The 22,851-nt window shown below is 51.2% G+C and carries 23 protein-coding genes; 12 read left to right on the top strand and 11 right to left on the bottom strand.

What is annotated here, in order from left to right:
• Positions 1-11: 11 nt before the first annotated feature.
• The 5 genes from atcB to folM all read right to left on the bottom strand — a co-directional run bounded on the left by atcB (position 12) and on the right by folM (position 3,737).
• Positions 12-779, bottom strand: a complete 768-nt coding sequence (atcB, locus tag EYB30_RS17020; protein ID WP_166840464.1) for a cold adaptation protein AtcB — start codon at positions 777-779, stop codon at positions 12-14.
• The gene (atcA, locus tag EYB30_RS17015; RefSeq protein ID WP_166840462.1) at positions 779-1,357 is read right to left on the bottom strand and encodes a cold adaptation protein AtcA; all 579 of its coding nucleotides are present in this window, start codon (positions 1,355-1,357) and stop codon (positions 779-781) included. The genes atcB and atcA overlap by 1 nt, the downstream gene beginning before the upstream one ends.
• Before the next feature lie 57 nt (positions 1,358-1,414).
• Positions 1,415-1,699 carry a cold adaptation protein ActJcold adaptation protein ActJ gene (atcJ, locus tag EYB30_RS17010; RefSeq protein ID WP_166840459.1) on the bottom strand — a complete coding sequence of 95 codons (285 nt, stop codon included), beginning with the start codon at positions 1,697-1,699 and terminating at the stop codon, positions 1,415-1,417.
• Between the two features lie 116 nt (positions 1,700-1,815).
• Entirely contained in the window at positions 1,816-2,919 is a 1,104-nt protein-coding gene (locus EYB30_RS17005) for a hypothetical protein (RefSeq protein ID WP_166840457.1), read from the bottom strand.
• An 80-nt stretch (positions 2,920-2,999) separates the two neighbouring features.
• Positions 3,000-3,737 carry a dihydromonapterin reductase gene (gene folM, locus EYB30_RS17000; protein ID WP_174978766.1) on the bottom strand — a complete coding sequence of 246 codons (738 nt, stop codon included), beginning with the start codon at positions 3,735-3,737 and terminating at the stop codon, positions 3,000-3,002.
• Between the two features lie 202 nt (positions 3,738-3,939).
• Between folM and EYB30_RS16995 the strand changes: the two genes are divergently transcribed.
• Positions 3,940-4,230, top strand: coding sequence for a high-potential iron-sulfur protein (locus EYB30_RS16995; protein WP_166840453.1), 291 nt, complete (start codon positions 3,940-3,942; stop codon positions 4,228-4,230).
• Between the two features lie 52 nt (positions 4,231-4,282).
• Here EYB30_RS16995 and EYB30_RS16990 read toward each other — a convergent pair whose 3' ends face one another.
• Positions 4,283-5,665: an L-serine ammonia-lyase gene (locus EYB30_RS16990; protein ID WP_166840451.1), complete on the bottom strand. Its 1,383-nt coding sequence runs from the start codon at positions 5,663-5,665 to the stop codon at positions 4,283-4,285.
• A 230-nt stretch (positions 5,666-5,895) separates the two neighbouring features.
• On the opposite strand from EYB30_RS16990, the gene EYB30_RS16985 reads away from it, so the two are divergent.
• Together EYB30_RS16985 and EYB30_RS16980 are read left to right on the top strand one after the other, a co-directional pair.
• On the top strand, positions 5,896-6,144 hold the full coding sequence (locus EYB30_RS16985; RefSeq protein WP_166840449.1) for a type II toxin-antitoxin system ParD family antitoxin: 249 nt from the start codon (positions 5,896-5,898) through the stop codon (positions 6,142-6,144).
• Entirely contained in the window at positions 6,144-6,434 is a 291-nt protein-coding gene (locus EYB30_RS16980) for a type II toxin-antitoxin system RelE/ParE family toxin (RefSeq protein ID WP_166840447.1), read from the top strand. Before EYB30_RS16985 ends, EYB30_RS16980 begins: the two co-directional genes overlap by 1 nt.
• 3 nt (positions 6,435-6,437) lie before the next feature.
• Here the strand turns inward: EYB30_RS16980 and EYB30_RS16975 are convergent, their stop codons facing one another.
• Together EYB30_RS16975 and pabB are read right to left on the bottom strand one after the other, a co-directional pair.
• Positions 6,438-6,998 (bottom strand): CoA pyrophosphatase, encoded by a 561-nt coding sequence (locus tag EYB30_RS16975; protein ID WP_166840445.1) that lies wholly within the window; start codon positions 6,996-6,998, stop codon positions 6,438-6,440.
• The gene (pabB, locus tag EYB30_RS16970; protein ID WP_166840443.1) at positions 6,985-8,379 is read right to left on the bottom strand and encodes an aminodeoxychorismate synthase component I; all 1,395 of its coding nucleotides are present in this window, start codon (positions 8,377-8,379) and stop codon (positions 6,985-6,987) included. The genes EYB30_RS16975 and pabB overlap by 14 nt, the downstream gene beginning before the upstream one ends.
• Positions 8,380-8,479: 100 nt before the next feature.
• Between pabB and EYB30_RS16965 the strand changes: the two genes are divergently transcribed.
• From EYB30_RS16965 to bktB, 4 genes are all read left to right on the top strand, one after another.
• Positions 8,480-10,009 carry a fumarate hydratase gene (locus EYB30_RS16965; protein ID WP_166840441.1) on the top strand — a complete coding sequence of 510 codons (1,530 nt, stop codon included), beginning with the start codon at positions 8,480-8,482 and terminating at the stop codon, positions 10,007-10,009.
• A gap of 73 nt (positions 10,010-10,082) precedes the next feature.
• The gene (locus EYB30_RS16960; protein WP_166840439.1) at positions 10,083-12,104 is read left to right on the top strand and encodes a S9 family peptidase; all 2,022 of its coding nucleotides are present in this window, start codon (positions 10,083-10,085) and stop codon (positions 12,102-12,104) included.
• A gap of 177 nt (positions 12,105-12,281) precedes the next feature.
• A complete protein-coding gene (locus tag EYB30_RS16955) occupies positions 12,282-12,635 on the top strand; it encodes an MmcQ/YjbR family DNA-binding protein (protein WP_166840437.1) in 354 nt (117 codons plus the stop codon).
• Between the two features lie 9 nt (positions 12,636-12,644).
• Positions 12,645-13,829 (top strand): beta-ketothiolase BktB, encoded by a 1,185-nt coding sequence (gene bktB, locus EYB30_RS16950; protein WP_166840435.1) that lies wholly within the window; start codon positions 12,645-12,647, stop codon positions 13,827-13,829.
• Positions 13,830-13,904: 75 nt separating this feature from the next.
• Here the strand turns inward: bktB and EYB30_RS16945 are convergent, their stop codons facing one another.
• From EYB30_RS16945 to EYB30_RS16935, 3 genes are read right to left on the bottom strand one after another with little or no spacing between them, the layout of a single operon-like run.
• Complete coding sequence (locus EYB30_RS16945) at positions 13,905-14,552, bottom strand: DsbA family oxidoreductase (protein WP_166840433.1); 648 nt, start codon at positions 14,550-14,552, stop codon at positions 13,905-13,907.
• Positions 14,549-15,169 carry a thiol:disulfide interchange protein DsbA/DsbL gene (locus EYB30_RS16940; protein ID WP_166840430.1) on the bottom strand — a complete coding sequence of 207 codons (621 nt, stop codon included), beginning with the start codon at positions 15,167-15,169 and terminating at the stop codon, positions 14,549-14,551. Before EYB30_RS16940 ends, EYB30_RS16945 begins: the two co-directional genes overlap by 4 nt.
• A 38-nt stretch (positions 15,170-15,207) precedes the next feature.
• The gene (locus EYB30_RS16935; RefSeq protein ID WP_166840428.1) at positions 15,208-16,092 is read right to left on the bottom strand and encodes a LysR family transcriptional regulator; all 885 of its coding nucleotides are present in this window, start codon (positions 16,090-16,092) and stop codon (positions 15,208-15,210) included.
• Positions 16,093-16,485: 393 nt separating this feature from the next.
• Here EYB30_RS16935 and EYB30_RS16930 point away from each other — a divergent pair, with 393 nt between their 5' ends.
• From EYB30_RS16930 to EYB30_RS16910, 5 genes are all read left to right on the top strand, one after another.
• Positions 16,486-17,595 (top strand): S-(hydroxymethyl)glutathione dehydrogenase/class III alcohol dehydrogenase, encoded by a 1,110-nt coding sequence (locus EYB30_RS16930; RefSeq protein WP_458411344.1) that lies wholly within the window; start codon positions 16,486-16,488, stop codon positions 17,593-17,595.
• Between the two features lie 214 nt (positions 17,596-17,809).
• On the top strand, positions 17,810-18,661 hold the full coding sequence (gene fghA / locus EYB30_RS16925; protein WP_166840423.1) for an S-formylglutathione hydrolase: 852 nt from the start codon (positions 17,810-17,812) through the stop codon (positions 18,659-18,661).
• A gap of 196 nt (positions 18,662-18,857) precedes the next feature.
• On the top strand, positions 18,858-19,271 hold the full coding sequence (locus EYB30_RS16920) for an HIT family protein (RefSeq protein ID WP_166840421.1): 414 nt from the start codon (positions 18,858-18,860) through the stop codon (positions 19,269-19,271).
• A 44-nt stretch (positions 19,272-19,315) separates the two neighbouring features.
• Positions 19,316-20,761, top strand: coding sequence for a sensor domain-containing diguanylate cyclase (locus tag EYB30_RS16915; protein WP_166840419.1), 1,446 nt, complete (start codon positions 19,316-19,318; stop codon positions 20,759-20,761).
• A 107-nt stretch (positions 20,762-20,868) separates the two neighbouring features.
• Complete coding sequence (locus EYB30_RS16910; protein ID WP_166840417.1) at positions 20,869-22,842, top strand: bifunctional metallophosphatase/5'-nucleotidase; 1,974 nt, start codon at positions 20,869-20,871, stop codon at positions 22,840-22,842.
• The last annotated feature ends 9 nt before the right edge of the window (positions 22,843-22,851 follow it).

Here is a 22,851-nt window from a genome sequence, read left to right as displayed (position 1 = left end):
GCGGTAAGTCCTTAATCGAGAAAGCTGAACATGTCGTCCACTTCGCTGTATTCATCATCCGTGGCCTGGTTTTTCTCTTTCGCCTGCAAGACCAGTTCAGAGGCAAACTTGCTGATAATGCCTTCCCAGGCTGAATTTTCGTTGCGAATAAGCGCTTTTATCGCAGTTTCCACTTCCGGCGTTAACTGGCGGATCAACGCCAGCAGGCTGCGCGGGTCATCAAAACCCAGATTATGCGCATCTTCAGTTTGGCTGCGTTCTGTGTAGGCTTCGGCTTCTTCTAGGTGCTCTTCATCCTCGTACAGTTTATCTTCCCAGTAGTTTTCATATTCCAGGACTTCTCCCCGGTACAGCTCGATAAAGGGAATGGATAAGTAGAACAAGCCGGCCGGGTCTTCAGCAATGCATTCCAGCACTTGTGCCTGTTTGTCTTCACTGTCCTGGCTGCGGATTAAATAGGTTAAAAAATCAAAGGTATGCTGTTTTAGCTCATCAGCATTATTTTTAATTTTTTCTTCCCAGTACAGCGGCTGCTGGCATACTACGTCGCGAATACGCTCCGGTGTCATCAGCTCAGACATCAGAGACGGAAAAGAGATATCGTGCTCGCTGTTAATTTGGGTCAGGGTAACAATATCAATCTGTTCAATGACTTCCGTTAGCTGTTCATCGCTTAGGGTGTTGGCAATCAGCTCAAATTTTTTACTGGCCTGTTTCGGCTCTATTACCGCCAGTTCTTTAATTTCGGCAACGGTTATCTCAATTAAACTGGTGCTCATTAAGGTTTCTCTCCGTTAAAGCGAATATCGTCGTACTGGTCGTCATAACCTTCTTCATCGCTGTCATCATCAGCGCCATAGCCATCATTATCATCATCACTGTGATAGCTATCCTCAGCGTCATCGGGGGCTGTATCGCCATCTTCGTTATAGCTTTCACTGCCATTGCGGCGTTTAGCGCTGATTTTGCCGCTGCCATCAAGTAAAAACAGTACAGCACAGGCCTCGATAAGCTGATCTTCAGAATGCGAACGGATGGCTTTTACTAATTCCAAATCGGCGTTGTTAAAAGCAACAGAGGTTTTAAACTCGTCCCAGCTTGGCGCTGTGGCCTTATCCAGCCATTGTTGCCATTTTAATTTGGCGGCCGGCACAAATTTTACCCGGCCATACAGCGCCATGGGCAAATATTCCGGTACTGAGTCGAGTATTTCGGGATCGGCCAGTAAAATAGCCTTCATTTTTGCAGTAAATTGCTCTAGCGCTTTGGGGGTATCCGGGTCCATGTAGGACTCAATATTTTCCATTGCATCGGTTTGCAGCGCGCGAATTCGCGCCAAATTCAGTTTTTGTGCCATAACCTGCTCATTAGCATCAGTTTTTATGAAAAGTATAGTGCCAGCAATAGCAAGCTGTCAGGAATAGTATTGATCCCACAGCTCCTGCATTGCCGCAGTTGGGTCTGTGACAATGACATTATTAAAATCTTTAATAAAGGCAGCCCGCTGCTTCGGATCAGACAATACCTCATACGCCACCTTTACCCGTTGTAACTGGCTGGCGGCGGCGTCTTTTTCGTCATCCGTTAAGCCATGTAGTTTATCCGGATGAAACTTATTGGCTAAACGCTTGTAGGCTTTTTTTATATCGTCATCGCTGGCATTGGTTTTAACGCCAAGAACGCGAAAATGGTTAATCATAGAGTTTCCTGCGCAAACAATATTTTATGCCTGTACTGTGCACTTTGGTCTGTATTAGCCAAACTAGCAAACAGCCGGCCATAATAACAGACGCAAAGCGCTTCACCTAGCTAAGCTTAACGCTGTCTAATAAACCAGCGTGGGTCAACCGGCAGCGTAAACAGCAGTGGGGCAAATTTGCTAAAGTTAGCCGCGTTGGCCGGGCAGCTAATGTTATCCGGGTAGCGCTTTTTCCAGGCGTCATTGACCAAATAAACGTTATCGCCATGCACGGCTACACCCTCAATTGCCGTTTGCACCATCTGCTCATACGCCGGGCAGGTACTGTCGGCGGGGGTTGGCGCATAGTACGCCATTTGCTGCACAAAAGGGGCTTGCTGCTGGCTTAAATCAATAATCCATAACTGGTCGTCATTCCGTGCTGCAGCCACTAAATAGCCGGGGTGGCCGGCTTTTTTGGCTGGCAGATAATCCAGGCCGTTGATCGGATGGTCTTTAGCATCCGGCACCGGCAGTACAAAGCCGGTATCCTGCACCTTGACATAGCCGTCCTGTTGCCAGAATGCTTTATCGTAAGGGGCGCTAAAAATCATTGGCGCATTCGCCGCGTTTTGTTCCAGCGCCAAATACAAATTGCCGGCGTTATCGATGGCTAAACCTTCAATGCCATCGTTTGGCGCATTGCCAACAGCAGCAGCGGCAGGAAATTGCACCGGCCGTACTGCGCTAATTTCAGCCCGGCTTAACGCCTGGTCTGTGTCAATTTTCACCAGTAAAGTGGGGTAGTCCGTCGAGTGTGTTTCGCCATAGCGTGCTTGACACTCAGGGCTTAACTGCACAAAAGAGGAATCCTCGGTCACACTGATAAAGACCGTGTCGTCTACTCTGTCCCAGGTTAAAGATTCAAAATCCGGATAGCGGCTAAACAGCTCGCCAAAGCAGCCATTGAGCACGTTAGCGGCCACACTGATCTGCAGGGGCGGCGCGTTAAGCCGGGCGGTCTGTGGGTTTATCCGCAGCAATTTATTGCGCATCGGCGCTGCGGCGCTGTTATCACCCAGATGAATAAGCTCGTCATGGCGCAAGGTAAAACCGGAACTTTGCGGATCGGTTAGGGTTTGGCCCTGTAAATCGGTGATCCACTTACCGGCGACCGGTTGCTCCGTCGCACCGACAGCGACGGCGAAATATAAACTGGCTAAGTACAAGCTGGGCTTCATAGATGTTCTTCATGGTTTTTAATGAATAGTATTTTGCCAGCCGAAGATGACAAATTAAACCCTGTTAGGTTTAGCAACGCTTAGGGCAGGTTTAACGGCCGGCCGCCATCCAGCGCTATCACTTTACCGGTGATATAGTGACTGTTTAACAGATACTGCACGGTATTGCTCATTTCCTCTGCACCAGGCTCACATTGCAACAAGGACTTTTTCAGCGCTTTTTGTCGATATGGCTCATCGTCATGCTGATTAAACATCAGTAGCGCCGGTGCTATGGCATTTACCTTTACTTTCGGCGCTAAGGCACGGGCAAAGCTGTAGGTTAAGTTCTCCAGTGCCGCTTTGGAGGCGGCATACGCCATATGCTTGCTGCTGCCGACACTGGCGACAAAATCGGTTAAATGAATAATATCCGTTACGCCATCCTGCGCTTGTAATAAAGGCGTAAAGGCGCGGTTTAGCAAATAAGGGGCCCTGGCATGCACGGCCTGCATAGCATCGTATACCGCTGCATCTGCGATAACTGCATCTGTGCTGCTGTCGTTTAGCGGCGCATCTTTTTTCCAGTCAGACGCATTGTGGATAAGTGCTCTTAAGCTGTGATGTTGTTGTTTAACCCGTGCAATAAAACCGGCCAGTTGGGCCGGATTGGTTACATCCAATTGGATACATTGCACACCGGCATCCCGCAGTTGTGCCAGGCCGGGTTTGTCGCTGCGCCAGGTGGCAATGACCTGATAACCGGCTTGCTGCAGGGTTAACGCACAGTGCAACCCAAGACGCTGGGCGGCACCGGTAATAATAATGTTGTTTTCCATCAAAGAAGTTCCTGTTACTGGCTGCTAAGCTAAAGGCTGTAACTGTTACGTGACAATAGCGCTTTGGTTTAGTGTTTGCGGCAAAAAGCCCGACTAATCCAATTCCGGTTCACTACAGTAACCAGCAATATAACTAAAAGTGTTTCGCGCTAAGTGAAACAGCAAGTGCAGCAAAACAATAAACAACAGCAGAGGCAATATTATGACCAATAGCAGAAGACGATTTTTAAAACTGTCCGCCGGCGGTGTGGTGGGCTTAAGTATGGGCGGTATCAGCTTAAAAGCCTTCGCTGCCGAGCAGGTAGACCCAGAGAGCCCGCAGGCCAAGGCACTGCAATATGTGCATAAATCGGCCAAAGAAGGGCAAAATTGCGCCAACTGCATGTTACTGCAGGGTAATGAAGGTGATGCCTGGCGGCCTTGCGGTATCTTCCCCGGCAAATTAGTTGCCAGTGAAGGCTGGTGTGCCGCCTGGGCGAAAAAGCCAGGTTAACTGAAACAATCAGGCCCGCTGTAGCGGGCCTGATTGTTTGCTGGTAGCAGCATTAACACTCGATAATATTCACGGCTAAACCACCACGCGAGGTTTCCTTGTACTTGGTCTGCATGTCCTTGCCGGTATCCCACATGGTTTTAATCACTTTATCCAGCGACACCTTATGATCGCCGCTACCGCGCAGCGCCAACCGTGATGCATTGATGGCCTTAACCGAGCCCATCGCATTGCGCTCAATGCACGGCACCTGCACTAAACCACCCACCGGATCGCAGGTTAAACCCAGGTTATGCTCCATACCAATTTCCGCTGCGTTCTCCACGTGCGATGGCGTACCGCCCAGAATTTCGGTTAAGGCTGCCGCTGCCATGGAGCAGGCTACGCCGACTTCACCCTGACAGCCGACTTCTGCACCAGAAATAGACGCGTTTTTCTTATATAAAATGCCAATTGCCGCCGCGGTCAGCAAATACTGCACGGCGATATCCGGTGTCACCGGCTGAATAAACTTATCGTAGTACATTAACACCGCCGGAATAATACCGGCGGCACCATTAGTCGGGGCGGTGACGACCCGGCCGCCGGCGGCGTTTTCTTCGTTTACCGCCAGCGCAAACAGGTTAACCCAGTCCATCACCTGCAAAGGATCACTGCTTTTTTCCGCCATCAGCTTTTTATACAGTGCCGGTGCGCGGCGTTTTACTTTTAAACCGCCTGGCAAGATGCCTTCGGTTTTAATGCCGCGCTCAATACAGGCACGCATCGTTAGCCAAATATTGTTCAGCTCATCGGTGATTTGCGCCGGGCTGCGTAATACTTTCTCGTTTTCCAGCATTAAGCCGGCAATCGACAGGCCGTTCTCTTTGCACAGCGCTAACAGTTCAGCACCCGACTCAAACGGAAACGGCGGCGGGTTATCGGCAGCAAACTGACTGGCGGCTTCTTTTTCTTTGGCAAAATCTTCGGCTTTAACAATAAAGCCGCCGCCAATCGAGAAGTAGACATCGCTTAGTACGATATTTTTATCTTTATCATAAGCAATTAACTCCATGCCGTTGGAGTGCTCTTTTAAGGTTTTACGCCGGTGAAATACAATGGCGCCTTCACGCGGGAAGCTAACCGGTTGTAGTTTTGCCAACCGGATTTGCTGCTCGTCACTAACTTGTTTTAACAGGCCGGGCACTGCATCCGGGTCAACTGTTTCCGGCAGATAACCGGCTAAACCTAAAATCACGGCTTTACCGGTGCCGTGGCCTATACCGGTTTGGCCCAGCGAGCCATAAAGCTCCACTTTAACGCTGGCGACTTTTTCCAGCAGGTTTTGCTCGGTTAAGTCATCGGTAAACTTTTTCGCCGCCCGCATCGGGCCAACAGTGTGAGAACTGGACGGCCCTATGCCGATGCTAAACATATCAAAAGCGCTGATAATCATAATTAATTCTGTTTGGTCGTTATCAAAGTTGCACCATTGTAGCCCAAGCAGCGCTGTTCTGTAAGTCAGTTGGTAACTGGTCAGCGCTTATTACAGATGAGAAAAACTAATGGGAAAAGCTAATGGCATTAATTAATTCACTAAGCTTTTAGGCCGATTAAAGCCTGTTGCTTTGCGGTGTTACCTTAACTATATTCAGTATTGTTATTTTTGAATATCTGAGGTGTGTTATGGCAACTACCAGCCTGAGTTTGGGCGAGCATTGGGAAGCCTTTATCAAGAATGAGATAGCCAGCGGGCGCTATGGCTCGGCCAGTGAAGTGGTGCGCGATGCACTGAGAACATTGGAAGAGCGTAAGAGTAAACTAGACGCCTTACGGGGGCATTTAGCTGAAGGCGCAAAGCAAGCCGGTAAGGGTGAATTTGTCGAAAATTTCAGTATGGATGCGCTTATTCACGAGCTGGACAGCGACATTTAATGGTCCGAACGGCAAAAAAGCACTATCGGGTTACCCGCAGGGCGCGCGACGACTTGCTGAATATCGCGCGCTATACCGAAAGTTTATGGGGCAAGAAGCAACGCGATATTTATCTAAAACAACTTGAAAAACGTTTTGCCTGGCTGGCTGAAAACCCTTTACGAGGTAAACACCGCACGGATATCCAGCAGGGTTACTACAGTTTTGTGCAAGGTCAGAATGTAATCGATATTATCGGTGTGCTGCACCAACAGATGGACGTGGTTGGCTACTTTAACGCACCGCTTTAACAGCTAAGCCAGCTGCAAACACAATTTATGCAAAATGGCCGCCGTTGCCCCCCAGATAAACTTATCCTGATATGGCATCGCATGTAGCTGCTGCACTTTACCGCGTAGCCTCAGGCTGAATTGATGACGGTTTTCCTGTTGCAAAAAATGCGTGAGTGGTACTTCAAAAATACCAGCCACTTCATCGGCTTGCAAAATCCAGCTGCGCTGCGGCTTAAGTAAACCGACCCAGGGCTGGATGGTAAAACCGGTGCTGGTGCTTTGCAGCGGCAAACGGCCGAGTAATTCTACTGCATTTGGGGCTAAACCGATTTCTTCGTGCGCTTCGCGCAGCGCCGCAGTATGGCTTGGCTCGCCAGGCTCTATGCGCCCGCCGGGAAAACTGATTTGCCCCGGATGATGGCGTAAATGCAGCGCGCGCTGGGTAAACAACACCTGTAGTTTATCGCCGTAAACAATTACCGGTACCAGTACCGCCGCCTGGTGTTTATCCGTGGCCGCTATGGCGCCGGCTTTGGCGGCTGTTTGCAGAATAAAACGCTGACGAAACTCACCGGCCAGCATGTTCAGGCTCCAGCCTGGCCAGCACCGGCAAAATTTTATTTACCTTATCTAAGGTTTCCTGATATTCACTGTCGGCATCGGAGTCGGCGACGATGCCGCCGCCGGCCTGGCAGTGAATGTGACCGTCGCTGCAAATCAGGGTGCGGATGGCAATATTGGTATCCATATCACCGCTGCTGTTTATATAGCCAATAGCGCCGCAGTACACTGAGCGCCGCTGCGGCTCTAACTGTTCAATAATCTGCATCGCTCTAACTTTGGGGGCGCCGGTAATCGAGCCACCCGGGAAGGCACCGCGTAATAAATCGCATGCGCTGTACTCAGGTGCCAGAGTGCCGGTTACCGTGCTGACCAGATGATGCACGGCCGGAAAGCTTTCAATGGCGAATAGCTGCGGCACGGCAACGGTGCCTGGCAGGCACACTTTGCCTAAATCGTTACGCAGTAAATCGACAATCATCACATTTTCAGCGCGATCTTTTTCTGAATGGCGCAGGTTATCGGCTTCCACCTCGTCTGTCATCGGGCAGATGCCGCGCGGCCTTGTGCCTTTTATCGGTTTGGTTTCTACCTTGCCGCCATGCAGCTGCAAAAAGCGCTCGGGTGAGATACTCAGCACCGCACCTTGCGGCAGGCGGATAAAGGCGGAAAAGGGCGCGGCGTTTTTATCACGCAGCTGTAAATAGGCCTGCCACTCATCGCCCTGATACTGTGCTGAGAAGCGCTGCGTCAGGTTTATCTGATAGCAATCTCCGCTTAGCAAATACTGCTGCACCTGGTTAAACCGCTCGACATAACTACTTTTATCCATATTGGCCTGCCAGGGCGAGCTTAGGCTGAACGCTGCGCTAAGCGGCGCTTTTTGCTGCAAGCGGCTGTGCAGTTTTTGCCAGCCTTGTTCGGCCTTACCCCGATAATCGACGTACCATAACTGCCTAAGTTGCTTATCTAATATCAGCGCCCAGGGGTAAAGGCCTACCGCCATATCAGGCAGCTGAATATCGGCGCTTGCTGTTGCCGGTAAGGTTTCAATATAGCGGCCCAAGTCATAGCCAAAGTAACCCAGAGCGCCACCAATAAAGGGCAGGGCGCTGTCAACCGCTACAGGAAAGTAGCGCTTTAACGCGCAGTTAAGCACGGTAAAAGGGTCTTCAGCATAAGAGTGGGCGCCATGTTCGTCGGTTAATAGGCAGCGGCCATGCTCAGCGACAAGCGTGGCCACAGGCTCGGCCACTAAGATGTCATAGCGACTGTTAACATGCTGCGGTGCGGCCGAGTCAAGTAACATCGCCCAGGGCTGCGCGGCAAAATAACTGAAGTAACTGAGTAAATTGTCCGGCGTATCGCCATAAATTTCCGCTGGAATAAGGTACTGCTGCATGAATGGGGCTAGCCGCTGTTTCTGATGCGCGCTATCATACCAGCACCGACACTAATAGTTAAACATGGCGCTGCCACAGGCGTCAGAGGACAGGTAAAACATGACGGTTATTCGCCAGCAAGACTTTATCGACAGCATCGAAGATGCGCTGCAGTACATCTCTTATTATCATCCGCTGGATTTTATCAAAGCACTGGAAGTGGCCTACCACAAAGAGCAAAACCAGGCGGCTAAAGATGCCATCGCGCAAATTTTAATAAACTCGCGCATGTCGGCCGAAGGCCACAGGCCCATTTGTCAGGACACCGGTATTGTGACCTGCTTTGTTAAAATTGGGATGGATGTGAAATGGGATAAAACCGATATGACGGTGCAGCAGATGGTGGACGAAGGTACCCGTCGTGCTTACTTAAACCCGGATAACCCGCTGCGTGCCTCTATCGTGGCTGACCCTGCCGGCGCGCGTAAAAATACCAAAGACAATACGCCCTCAGTGGTGCATATCGATTTAGTGCCGGGCCATCATGTTGAAGTGATGATTGCTGCCAAAGGTGGCGGCTCAGAAAATAAAACCAAGATGGTAATGCTTAACCCGTCTGACTCTATTGTCGATTGGGTGCTGGAAACCTTACCGAAAATGGGCGCAGGCTGGTGTCCGCCAGGCATGTTAGGCATCGGTATTGGCGGCACGGCCGAAAAAGCCGCGGTGCTGGCCAAAGAAGCCCTGATGGAGCCGGTGGATATTCAGGAACTGATTGCCAAAGGCGCAGAAACGGCTGATGAAAAGCTGCGTTTAGAGCTGTATGAAAAAGTCAACAAACTGGGTATCGGTGCCCAGGGCTTAGGCGGTTTAACCACCGTAGTGGATGTGAAAATTAACAGCGTGCCAACCCATGCTGCCAGTTTACCGGTGGTGATGATCCCCAACTGCGCCGCCACGCGCCATGTGCATTTTCATTTAGATGGCAGCGGCGCTGCTGATATTCAGCCGCCAAAACTGGAAGACTGGCCACAGGTAACCTGGGAGCTGGGTGCTAATGTGCGCCGGGTCAATTTAGATACGGTAACACCAGAGGAAGTTCAGACCTGGCAGGCCGGTGAAACCGTGCTGTTATCCGGCAAGATGCTAACCGGCCGCGATGCCGCGCATAAACGCATTGCTGACATGCTAAATAAAGGTGAAGCACTGCCCGATGGCGTCGACTTTAAAAACCGCTTTATTTACTACGTAGGCCCGGTGGATGCGGTGGGTGATGAAGTGGTAGGCCCTGCCGGCCCGACAACGGCAACGCGGATGGATAAATTTACCGATATGATGCTGTCACAAACCGGCTTACTGGGCATGATTGGTAAGTCTGAACGCGGTGATAAAACCGTGGCCAGTATCAAGCAGCACAAAGCGGTGTATTTAATGGCGGTAGGTGGCGCGGCCTATTTAGTCTCCAAAGCCATTAAGAAAGCCCGCGTAGTGGCCTTTGCCGATTTAGGTATGGAAGCCATTTACGAGTTTGAGGTGCAGGATATGCCGGTTACCGTAGCGGTAGACTCAAATGGTAATAATGTGCACCAGCAAGGGCCGGCTATCTGGAAAGCCAAAATTGAAGATCTGGATGCAGCGTTAAAAGCCTAATCCTTACTCAGGCTGTAGCATTGCTGCAGCCTTATTTTTTTCAGCCTATAACAAAAAAATCCAAGGGATACGCATGAAAAAGACTTTATTAACTCTGGCGCTGCTGTCATCAGGTTGCGCCATGGCTCAGGGCCCATTAACGGTAGAGCATTTAAACCGTTTTAATAAACTGCATGATGTGGTGTTATCACCCGATGGCCGCTTTGTTGCCTATGGCCAGACTAACGCCGGTTTTAGCCCGGCTGATAGCTCGTCTGACTTGTATCTGATGGATTTATCCAACTTAAACAAAGTGACCCGTTTAACCCAGAGCGAAGGACGTGAAAGCCAGCTGCAGTGGGGCCATGATGGCCAGAGCATTTATTTTGTGGCTAATCGCAGTGGCTCGAACCAGGTGTGGCAATTACCGCTTTATGGTGGCGAAGCGCTGCAGGTTACCGATTTACCGCTGCCGGTAGAGGGCTTTAAAGTATCAGACGACGGCAAACACATTGCGCTGGCGTTAGCGGTAAAACCCGGTTGTCAGAACCTGCAATGTACACTGGACGCCAAAGCGGCCGATGCAGCGAAAAAAGACACCGCTATGGCCTATGACCAGCTAATGGTACGCCACTGGGATCACTGGTTAACGCCGTATCGCAGTCATTTGCATGTCGCTGCGCTGGGGCAGGGGCCGGTAAAAGATGCTACCAACCTGATGAGTGAGTGGAACACCAATATTGCCGGTATGAAGGAAGTGGCCTTTACGCCAGATAACGCGCGGTTGGTGTTCAGCGCTAAGATCCCGGCCAGCGACCAGGCCTGGCATACCAATTACGACATCTTTATGGTGCCGGTAACTGGCGGTGAAAAGCAGAATTTAACCGCGGCAAACCCGGCCTGGGATGCACAGCCGTCGTTCTCCAGTGATGGCCGCTTTATGGCGTATAAAGCCATGAGCAAACCACAGGCCGAAGCGGATAAATTCAGCCTGATGTTGCTGGATATGGTGACCGGGCAGAAAAAAGAGCTGGCGCCCGAGTTTGACCGCTCAGTAAGCGATTACAAATTTGGCCCGGATAACCGCACTGTGTTTGTTACCACGCAGGATGTTGGCCAGTACAGCATTTATGCCATTAACACTGGCTTTGGCGATGTGCGCAAAGTGTTTGGCGATGGCACCGCCGGCGCGCTGAATGTGGCCAGCGATAAACTGGTGTTTACCAACCACAAGCTGGACATGCCAGCTGAAGTGTTTCAGTTAAACCTGGATGGCAGCAATTTAACCCAGCTGACCGACATTAACGCCGACTGGCGTAAAGCAGTACAATTTGGTGACTATGAGCAATTTAGCTTTAAAGGCGCCAATGATGACACTGTTTACGGTTATCTGGTAAAACCGTGGAACTTTGATGCCAAGAAAAAATACCCGATGGCATTTTTAGTGCACGGCGGCCCGCAAGGCAGTTTCGGCAATATGTTTAACGAGCGCTGGAATGCGCAGATGTATGCCGCTCAGGGTTATGCAGTGGTGATGGTCGATTTTCATGGTTCTACCGGTTATGGTCAGGCCTTCACCGATTCAATTAGCCGAGACTGGGGCGGTAAGCCGCTGGAAGATTTGAAAAAAGGCTTTGAGTACATCGTAAAAGCCCAGCCCTGGATAGACGGCAATCGTGCCTGTGCACTGGGGGCGTCGTACGGTGGTTATATGATGAACTGGATTGCCGGCAACTGGCCAACCGGCTTTAAGTGTCTGGTTAACCATGCCGGTTTATACGATATGCCAAGCTTTTACGGCAGCACCGAAGAGCTGTGGTTTCCGGAGTTTGATTTAGGCGGCCCGGCTTGGAACGCCGACTCTGACTATCAGAAATTTAACCCGGCCGCACACGCCGACAAATGGCAAACGCCAATGCTGGTTATTCACGGCTTAAAAGATTACCGCGTGCCTTATGCGCAAGGGTTAGGTGCCTTTACTAACCTACAGCGTAAGGGTATTGATTCGCGCTTAGTGATTTTCCCGGATGAAAACCACTGGATCTTAAATAAAGATAACCGTGTGCGCTGGTACAACGAAGTGTTTCAGTGGCTGGATAAATACACTAAACCATAAGTTTGTTTGACAGAACCCTGCATAATGCAGGGTTCTGAGTTTCGTGCAGGGGCAAATCGGGTTGTACACGCCGACTCGCCGTGAATACATCCGTGTAGGCTCCTCTCAGGCATCCATGCCTTCAAGGGTCGGCTTAGCACAACCCGATCCGCCCTGTCAGATAAAGGAGTGCATTCAATGTTCGACTTTCAACAATGCCGTGATCATTGCCTGATGCAACTACAAAGCGTAGAAGACTTTCCCTTTGGCCCGGATATTTACGTATATAAAGTCGGCAAAATATTCGCCATTCTAAGCGAACAGGATGGCGTGGCTCGGGTGAATTTAAAATGCGATCCGGCAGAAGCCGTCATGCTGCGCGATATTTTTCCGGCTATTACGCCCGGTTATCATATGAATAAACAGCACTGGAATACCGTGTTGCTTGATGGCAGCGTGCCGGATAACGAAATAAAACGCCAGATAGAAAACTCGTATCAGTTAATCGTAAACAGCCTGCCCAAAGCGAAAAGGCCGCTGTTAACACAATAGGAAAAGACTATGCCGTTATCTGATGTCGTGATCCTGGCCGGTGCCCGTACCGCTATTGGTAGCTTTGGCGGCAGTTTAGCCGGCTTAAGCCCGGCGCAGCTGGGCACGGCGGCGGCAAAAGCTGCAATACAGCGCGCTGGTGTGGCTGCAACAGATGTCGATCATGCCGTATTTGGCCATATTATTACTACAGGTGCAGAAGATGCCTATTTAGCCCGGCATATAGCGCTAAACAGCGGCATGGCAGCCAGCTCTGCCGCCTTTAATGTCAACCGTTTATGTGGCTCGGCTGTGCAGTCGGTGATCTCGTCGGCGCAGTTGATACAACTGGGGCAGAGCAAGATTGCTGTAGCGGGTGGTGCCGAGAGCATGAGTAACGGTGCTTATCTATTACCCAAGGTGCGGCGCGGCCTGAAAATGGGCCACAGCGCTATCACCGATTTAACCCTGGGCATTCTTAGCGATCCTTTCGGTAGCGGCCATATGGGCATTACCGCGGAAACCATAGCGGCGCAATATGGTTTTAGCCGCACTGATTTAGACGCCTTTGCGCTGCAAAGCCAGCAGCGGGCGGCCTATGCGCAGCAGCAGGGCTATTTTGACCAGCAGATAGTGCCACTAACCGTACCAGCAGGCCGCAGCGAAGTGCTGTTTAATCGCGATGAGCATATCCGTGCTGATACCAGCCTGGAAAGCCTGGCGCAGCTTAAACCGGCATTTAAAAGAGATGGCATAGTTACCGCCGGTAACGCCTCAGGTTTAAATGATGGCGCGGCGGCGCTGCTGCTAACCAGCCGGTTTGAAGCGGACAAACGCGGCCTTAAACCACAGGCGCGCATTGTTGGTTATGCCTTTGCCGGCGTAGAGCCGGGCGTAATGGGGCTGGGGCCGATACCGGCGGTGCAGCAGGTGCTGGCGCAAACAGGTTTAACGCTGGCCGATTTAGACGTGATTGAATCTAACGAGGCGTTTGCCGCCCAGGCGCTGGCGGTAAGCCAGACCCTGGGGTTTGATAACAGCAAGGTAAACCCCAACGGCGGCGCTATTGCTATGGGGCATCCGGTAGGTGCAACCGGCTCGATTTTGATTATTAAACTGCTGGCGGAGCTTAAGCGGATAAATGGCCGTTATGGCTTGGTGACCATGTGCATTGGTGGCGGCCAGGGCATAGCGCTATTGCTAGAAGCGCTTTAACAACGGCTCAGGTAAATAGTGGGGGTTAAATAAAAAACACTTAGCGCAAATATATTGCGCTAAGTGTATATCAGATTACGCCTGCTCTGCGGCAATCTGTTTTAACGCTGCAGCTAATTGCGCCGGCTCTTGCGCACCGGAGATCAGGTATTTGTTATTAATAATAAAGGCCGGTACAGACGAGATACCGGCTTGCTGATATTTAGCAATATCCTGCTGTACTGTGTCGCGGTAGGCATCGCTGGCTAAGATGCGTTCTGCTTCTGCGCTATCCAGAGCGGCGCTCATGGCACAGCCGGCTAATACTTTTGCATCTGATACATCTTTGGCTTCACCAAAATAGGCATCAAACAATGCCAGTTTCATTGCCGTGGCTTTTTGCTCTGTCGCCTCCGCCCATTTTACCAACCGGTGTGCGTCAAAAGTATTGCAGGTAAAGCGCTGCTGCATTTTGGTAAAGTTAAGTCCCAGCGTGCTGGCAATTTGCATCATATTGGCCTGGGCTGCGCGCATTTCCTCTTCACTGCGGCCATATTTACGGCTTAGCGCCGGTAAAATAGGCTCTTGCGGCGCATTTTTATCCGGGTTTAGCTCAAAGGCATGCCACTGAAGTTCAATTTGTATATCCGGCAGACTAGCCAGCGCCTGCTGCAATCTGGCATAACCAATAGCACACCAGGGGCAGGCGATATCGGATACCAGATCAATTTTTATGCTGCTCATTGTGTTTCTGCCTCTGTTGGTAGGCTCAGCAGGTAGTTTACCAGTGCATTGAACTGCTGTTGTGAGGACACGGCGCTGATCTTGACCAGGTACTTGTTGTTGACCACAAAGCTGGGGACTGAGCGGATATTCGCCGCCGCTACGGCATCATCATATTCAGTCACCATGCTATTGACGGGGAGGCTGTCAAAATGCGCATCAAGCTGAGCCGCTGCTATACCAAGGCCGGCAAACAGCTTTGCGATGTCGCTGCGGTTTTGTGGCGGTTTACGCTGTTGGTGAATTTGGTTAAACAGTGCTGCGGCAAAGGCATCTTCAACCTTTAAAAGCTCGGCAGTAGCATGGGCTCGCTGTACCGTAGCGGCCATATTGCCGCCTAAAAATGCCACCGGCACCTTATGTAGCGGTGTGCCTGCAGGCAGGGCTTTTTTCAGCTCGGCGACGATAGGCTCGAAGTTATAGCAAAACGGGCAGTAATAAGAGAAGTACTCTACCACCTGGGCACTTTGGCTTACCGGTGTGTCCAGCAGCTGATAATGCTCGTCTTGTATAAAGCTATCGCTGGCGAAGCTTAGCTGGCTGGCGAGTAGCAGTAGGGTGGCAAAAAGAAATTTCATCGTGTGTCCTATAGCAAATGATGTTAACTGAAACGCTATCACAGCGCAGGCGGCGAACCAAGTTGGCTGGCCAGATAATCGACCAAAACCCGCACTTTTGCTGACAAGTGCCGGTTTTGCGGGTACAGCGCCCAGATGCCATCATCCGGTTGGCGCAGCTCGTTTAGTACGGCAACCAGTTCGCCGCTGTCTAATTTATCGGCGACATAGTAGTCGGGCAGTTGCACCAGCCCCAGCCCTTTAAGTGCAGCGTCCAGCAGCGCTACGCCGCTGTTGCAGACAATACGGCCTTTAGGCTTAAACTGGACCACTTTGCCCTGCTGCATAAAGCGCCACTGTGCGACCGTGCCGGTTATGCACTGATGGCTGGCCAGCTCGGTTAAATTGGCCGGGGGGCCGTATTTGGCCAGATACGCCGGTGCGGCTACCACATACTGGGTGCGGCTGGCCAGTTTACGCGCAATCAGGCTGGAGCTTTCCAGTGTGCCCAAGCGAATGGCCAAATCAAAGCCGCCCTGCACTAAATCCAGTTTGCTGTTACTTAGTTGCAGGTCGAGCTCGGTGTCAGGGTAGTGCTGCATAAAATCATGCAGCAGCGGTGCTATGCGGGTTTCGCCATAAAATACCGGCGCAGTGAGTTTAATTTGGCCGCGCGGCGTGGCCTTTAGGTTAGCCAGCGTGCGGTTAGCTTCGTCTAAACTGGCCACCAAATGTTTGCAATGCTGCAAATACAGCAAGCCTTCTTCGGTTAAGCTGACGCTGCGCGTGCTGCGATACAACAGTTTAATCGCCAGGCTGGCTTCCAGCTCGGCAATATTGCGGCTTACCTGCGCTACCGAAATGCCCAGCTGCCGGGCGGCTTTGGTAAAGCTTTGCTGCTCTGCCACCGCCACAAATTCGCTAATACCTATCCACTGTTTCAATTAAACCTTCTCGTATTAAATCGGCTTTGCTGAAGGAAAGCTGCAGTCCTGAAATGCAGTCTAAGGCAGCGGTTAGAACCCCGTTCTGGTTGCCACAGAGTGTCTGAGCCCCAGTAAAGCGAGCGACAAATTCGTCTGGAACGAATTTGAACAGCTTTAGCTGGCCTCTGGTGTCGGGCAGGACAGCCCGACATAGTTGCTGTGGCAAGCCAGGGCGGGCGTTGTAACGCAAGCTGCCGTGCTTTTCGCTTGCATGTTTTTGCATATATGAAAAACTGATTTGTATTTTACTGCTATTGGTACGGATATGGCAAAAATAAAAATCAGGTTACACTTGCTGGTAGTCAATTTGATGTCTGTGCAGTTAATTAAAAGGATAATGCAATGCAAATGATCAAAACACGCGCCGCTGTGGCCTGGGGCCCGGGCCAGCCATTATCGATTGAAGAAGTAGATTTAATGCCACCGCAAAAAGGTGAAGTACTGGTACGTATTGTCGCCAGTGGCGTGTGCCATACCGATGCTTTCACCTTATCGGGCGAAGATCCTGAGGGTATTTTCCCGGCCATTTTAGGCCATGAAGGCGGCGGTATTGTTGAAGCTGTGGGTGAGGGCGTTACCTCTGTTGCTGTGGGTGACCATGTTATCCCACTGTACACACCAGAGTGCGGTAAATGTAAGTTTTGTTTATCGGGTAAAACTAACCTGTGTCAGGCCATTCGTGCTACCCAGGGTAAAGGCTTAATGCCGGATGGTACTACGCGCTTTTCCAAAGACGGTAAGCCGATTTATCACTATATGGGCACCTCAACTTTCTCGGAATACACCGTATTGCCGGAAATTTCGCTGGCGAAAATCAACAAAGACGCACCACTGGAAAAAGTGTGTTTGCTCGGCTGCGGTGTTACCACCGGCATGGGCGCTGTGGTGAATGCCGCTAAGGTAAAAGAAGGTGATACGGTTGCCGTATTTGGCTTAGGTGGCATTGGTTTGTCGGTGATTATTGGTGCGGTAATGGCCAAAGCCGGCCGTATTATTGCTATTGATATTAACGAAGATAAATTTGATATCGCGAAAAAGCTCGGCGCCACTGATGCAATAAATCCAAAGAAATTCGATAAGCCCATTCAGGATGTCATTGTGGACATGACCGATGGCGGCGTCGATTACTCCTTTGAGTGTATTGGTAACGTGAACGTGATGCGCTCGGCATTGGAGTGCTGTCATAAAGGCTGGGGCGAGTCGGTGATTATCGGTGTCGCCGGTGCCGGCCAGGAAATTTCGACCCGGCCATTTCAGCTGGTCACCGGTCGGGTATGGCGCGGTACTGCTTTTGGTGGCGTAAAAGGCCGCTCGCAGCTGCCAGATTATGTCGAGCGCTACTTAAACGGCGAGTTTGAGCTGGACACCTTTATTACCCATACCATGCCATTGGAGCAAATCAACGAAGCCTTTGATTTAATGCATGAAGGTAAGTCGATTCGGACGGTGATTCATTTTTAATAAGGAGCAGATGTGAGTGATGGACGGATTAGAACCCCGTTCTGGTCGGCACAGAGTGTCTGAGCCCTGCCGTAGGCTGGCGACAAATTCGTCCGGAACGAATTTGAACAGCGTTAGCTGGCCGCAGGTACCGGGCAGGAAAGCTCGGTATAGTTGCTGTGACGAGCCAGGGCGGGTGTTGTAATCTGTCCTATCTACACACTATGGGTAGATTATGACAACTTCAGTATTAACCAAAGTGAGTGAACAGCTGTGTTTTGGCGGCAAACAAATCCGCTTTAAACATCCATCATCTGTACTGCACTGCGAGATGCAGTTTTCAGTGTTTTTACCGCCGCAGGCAGAAACGCAAGCCGTGCCGGCGCTTTACTGGCTGTCGGGTTTAACCTGTACCGACGAAAATTTCTCCAGCAAAGCCGGTGCCCAGCGTATCGCCGCCGAGCTTGGCATCGCGCTGATAATACCAGACACCAGCCCACGCGGTGACGGCGTGCCGGATGATGACAACGGCGCTTATGATTTTGGCTTAGGCGCTGGTTTTTATGTCAATGCTACGCGCGAACCGTTCGCCCGGCATTACCAGATGTATGACTATATCGTTAGCGAATTGCCACAACTGGTAGAGGCAGAGCTGCCGCTGTCAGATAAACGCAGTATCAGCGGCCATTCAATGGGCGGCCATGGTGCCTTGGTGATTGGCCTGCGAAATAGTGAGCGCTATCGCAGCATCTCGGCGTTTTCGCCAATTTGTAACCCGGTAAACTGCCCCTGGGGTGTGAAAGCCTTTACCGGCTATTTAGGCGAAGATAGAAGCCAATGGCAGCAATATGATGCCTCGCTGTTATTAGCTGCAGCAGAACAGCCGCTGCCAATTTTGGTGGATCAGGGCACAGCTGACAGCTTTTACCCCGAGCAGTTACGTACCGACAGCCTGGTTGCTGCAGCAAAGCAAAGCGGCGCCCCGGCACAGATCCGTATGCAGCAAGGTTACGACCATAGCTACTACTTTATCGCCAGCTTTATTGAGCAGCACCTTAAGTTTCACGCAGGATATTTGCTCAGTTAAAACGCTTTGCTGCAACACCCGCCTTGGCTCGCCACAGCAACTCGTCCTAATGCCTACGGCAGGGCTCAGACACTCTGTGGCGACCAAAGCGGGGTTCCAGCCCGCGTTTGAAAGCTCATTAGTATCGTCAAAGCTGGTTTTATCGCTTCAGTTACTGGCATACTTGGCTAATTATGTCCGCACAAAGGAACACTGCATGAGCTACGATAACAACAATATTTTCGCCAAAATTCTGCGCGGCGAAATCCCCAGTTTTAAAGTGTATGAAGATGACTACACGCTGGCCTTTATGGATATTATGCCGCAGGCCGATGGCCACACCCTGGTGATCCCGAAATTTGCGGCGCAGACCCTGCTGGATATCCCAGCAGACCAGCTTAGCCATACGATGATCACAGTGCAAAAAGTGATGTCAGCGCTAAAATCGACTTTAGGTGCTGAAGGTGTGGTACTAATGCAACTGAATGGCGAAGCCGCCGGACAAACCGTGCCACATTTACATTTTCATTTAATCCCAGAGCATTTATCGAAGCTAAAAGGCCATGGCGCGGCGATGGGCGATATGGAAAAAATTAAAGCCCTGGCGGAAAAAATTCGCGCCGCGCTATAATTCAGCTTAAGCTTGCTCTGATATAACAACAATAATAAGCCGCTATGCCGTATTTTTATCACACTTTATCTGAGTTAACCCGGCAAATGTCGAGCTCAGTGCTTTGGCGCAACCTGCTGTTGGTTGTGCTTTGGCTAGCGGTGTGGATGTTAGGGCTGCTGGTAGAATACACCGAACATGCCAGTGTTTGGTTTCCGGCGGCCGGTTTAACCTTTGCAGCACTGTTTATTGTTGGTGTAAGAGTAGTACCGGCGCTGTTGCTGGCCTGCGTGGCGATTACTTACTGGGCCGGACATTATTATCAGCTACCGCTGGGCTTTGGGAAGTTAACCCAGGCCGGACTCCTGTTTGCTATCGCCCATATTTTGCCGTACTACGCTGGCGCCCGTTTGCTTAGGCATATTGCACTGAGTGCGGCTTTTAATCTGCCGCTGTTTGTCATTAGCTTTTTAGTGATAGCGGCGCTTACCGCTCTGCTGGCAACCGCGCTGGTGCTCTGTGCTTTGGTGCTGTCGGGCATGATGCCGTTCGCTGAGGTTGGCCGTGCCTGGCTGCCGTTCTGGATTGGTGATATGGCCGGCGTTATTGTGATAGCGCCACTTTTTGCCAGTTTGCTTAGTGTGTTATACCCCGCGCCGAAGTTTGTGTTAGATGATGTGCTTGGTCCGCAGCAACGTATTGCCAGCGCGCAGTTTAAGTACAAGTTGCTGCTGAATATCAGCCTGCTTAGTTTGGCGATGCTGCTGGCCTGGTATGCCGATACGCCTGAAAGTGCCTTTGCCATTTTCTTTTTAGTGATCCCGCATATGTGGATCGCCAGTACCGAAGCGCCGTTTTACAACGCGGTCAGTGTGGCGTTAAGCAGCTTTATGATTGCCTTATTGGTAAACCTGCTGGCGCTGATGGATTATGTGATGGTGTATCAGTTTGCCATCAACGTGATTGCCGCCAATGCCTTGTTTGCCCTGGCTGTACCTGGTTTAACGGCGGCCAATCAGCAGCTAAAGCGGGTGGCCTCCACGGATAGCCTGACTCAGGTCGCCTCACGTGAACATTTGCAGCAACGGGCTAATTTGGAGATCAGCCGCAGCCTGGAGCAACACCAGGCGCTGTGTTTAATGGTGTTTGATATTGACCATTTTAAACAAATTAATGATAAATACGGCCACAGTAAAGGTGATGAAGTACTGCAACAGGCGTGTCAGATTGCGCAGCAGATATTGCGGCCAACCGATGTGATAGGCCGCTATGGTGGCGATGAGTTTGTCGTTATCCTGCCGCATACTGAGCAGGATGCTGTGGTGGCAATAGGGCAGCGTATTATTGAACGGCTGCACCAAATTGAGCTGGGTGAGCAGCTAACGGTATCGGCCAGTTTTGGTGTTGCCGCGCTTCAGCCGGATGATAGTTTTAGCAGCTTATTCGAGCGCGCCGATGCGGCCTTGTACCGCGCTAAACAGCAAGGCCGCAGTCAGGTCGCCTGGCATTAGGCGTTTATTGCACAGTGTCATGCTATTATCACTTGAGACCAACGCCTTTTCTGCTTAAGGTGGCCGACCGTTTACTGTTTTCCGTCAACAATACAGGTTTAGTCTTTATGCGCTTGCTGCAAACTGCGTTATGTTCAGTGTTTTTTCTTGTCGGCTGTGCCGCACCATCCGGCGTTCAAAGCGGCCTGACGCTTCGCCTTATCCATATTAACGACACCCATTCGCATTTTGACCCAAGCCCGGCGGCCTTTAAAGCCGGTAATGGCCAGCCGGTTTATACCTATATTGGCGGTCATCCGCGTTTGCTGACAAAAGCTGAGCAATTGCGTCAGCAAGCCCGGCAAGATGCAATACCCGCGCTATTTTTACACGGCGGCGATGCCTTTAAAGGCAGCGCCTATTTTGAGCTGTTTGAGCAGCGCATTAATATCGATATCCTGAACCGGATGAATATTGATGCGATGGCGCTGGGCAATCACGAGTTTGATATTGGCCTGGCTAAACTGGCCGATTTTGTCGACAAGGTAAACTTCCCCGTGCTGGCGGCCAATGTCGACACCTCGAACGAGCCGCTACTGGCAAAGCGTGCTAATTTAACGCCTTATCAGCTATTTGCATTAGAAAACAATCAATTAACTGCGGTCGAATCCGTTAGTGCAGCAGCAGGGCGTGAGCTGGTGGCGGTATTGGGGTTGGCACTGGAAGATATGCGCGCTATCTCGCCGGACACCGGTGCCCTGGTGTTTGACAGCGAAGTGGCTTCAGCGCAGCGCACCGTCGATAGCCTGCAGCAGCAGGGCGTGAAGCATATTATTGCACTGACGCATCTTGGCCATCAGCGCGATTTGGCGCTGGCAGCAGCGGTTAATGGTATCGATGCGATAGTCGGCGGGCATTCGCACAGCCTGCTGGGCGATTTTCGCCACTGGTATTTAGGTCAGCAGCGGCCCTATGCCGAGGTTGTTACCAATCCTGATGGGGTTGGCCGCACCTGTGTGGTACAAGCCGGTCAGTTTGCCCAGGCAGTAGGGCAGGCCGAGCTGAGCTTTAACCGCAGAGGGCAGCTAACCTTTTGTACAGGCGGCAATACCTTACTGGCCGGGCGCGATTATTTCAGCTCAGCGCGACGTAGTGAAAACAGCCGTATTGATACGCAAACACAGCAGGCGACGGAGCGTTTTGTCGCTAACTTATCGGGCACGGCGGTTGTGGATGAAGATGTCAGGCTGCGCGCTGTGCTGGATAACCACTATTTGCCAGCGGTGCGAGCGGCCTATGGCGAGATAATCAGTGTAACCCATGCCGAAATACCCCATGTGCGCCTGCCTGGCTCGGGCGGCAGTGACCAGCATGGCTCCAAGCTTGCAGGTCATATTGCCGATGCCATGTTATGGTACGTCAATACTGATGATGTGCAGCATCTGATGAAAAAGCCGGTGCAGCTGGCGCTGATCGGTGCCGGTAATATCCGCGCGCCGCTGCCAGCCGGTGAAGTGCGTGAGGGCAATATCCGCCTGGAGGTGTTACCGTTTAATACGCCGCTGAGTGTGCTGAGTATTAAAGGCAGTGAGCTTAGCGCCTTACTGACCGGCATTATCAGTCAGTCTGTGGTGGCAGGTGCTCATACCGGTAAATATCCTTATGTTGCTGGCATCCGTTATATTGCCAAACAAACCGGGCCGGCTAGCGTACAGCTTACGCAATTGGATATTCAGCAAAACGGGCAGTGGCAACCGCTTGAACATGATGCCCGCTATAGCTTAGTCACCACCAGTTATCTGGCCGATGGTAATGACGGCTGGCAGTTGTTGCAGCAGTTACAGGCAGCGCAAACTGATCGGGTCGATATGATCCTGCGCCAGCAGCAACCCGCGTTGTATCCGGTAACCAAAGTTGAAGCAAAAGCCGATAGCAGTGGCAAGCCGTCGTTTAGTGCCCGTTATCAGAATCTTCAGGCTTTGCCATGCGATAGCAAAGGCGTGGATTGCAAGGTTGCCGCTCAGGCCTTTATTGCCTATTTGCAAGCCAGGCCAGAGCTATGGCGGCAACAACGCCAGCCAACAGTAACATTACAACAGTAAGCGGCTAGC

The sequence above is a fragment of the Rheinheimera pleomorphica genome (assembly GCF_011634895.1).
GTDB classification, from domain to species: Bacteria; Pseudomonadota; Gammaproteobacteria; order Enterobacterales; family Alteromonadaceae; genus Alishewanella; species Alishewanella pleomorphica.
The sequence above is the reverse complement of the archived record's forward strand: the minus strand, read 5'-3'. Positions and strand labels throughout refer to the sequence as shown.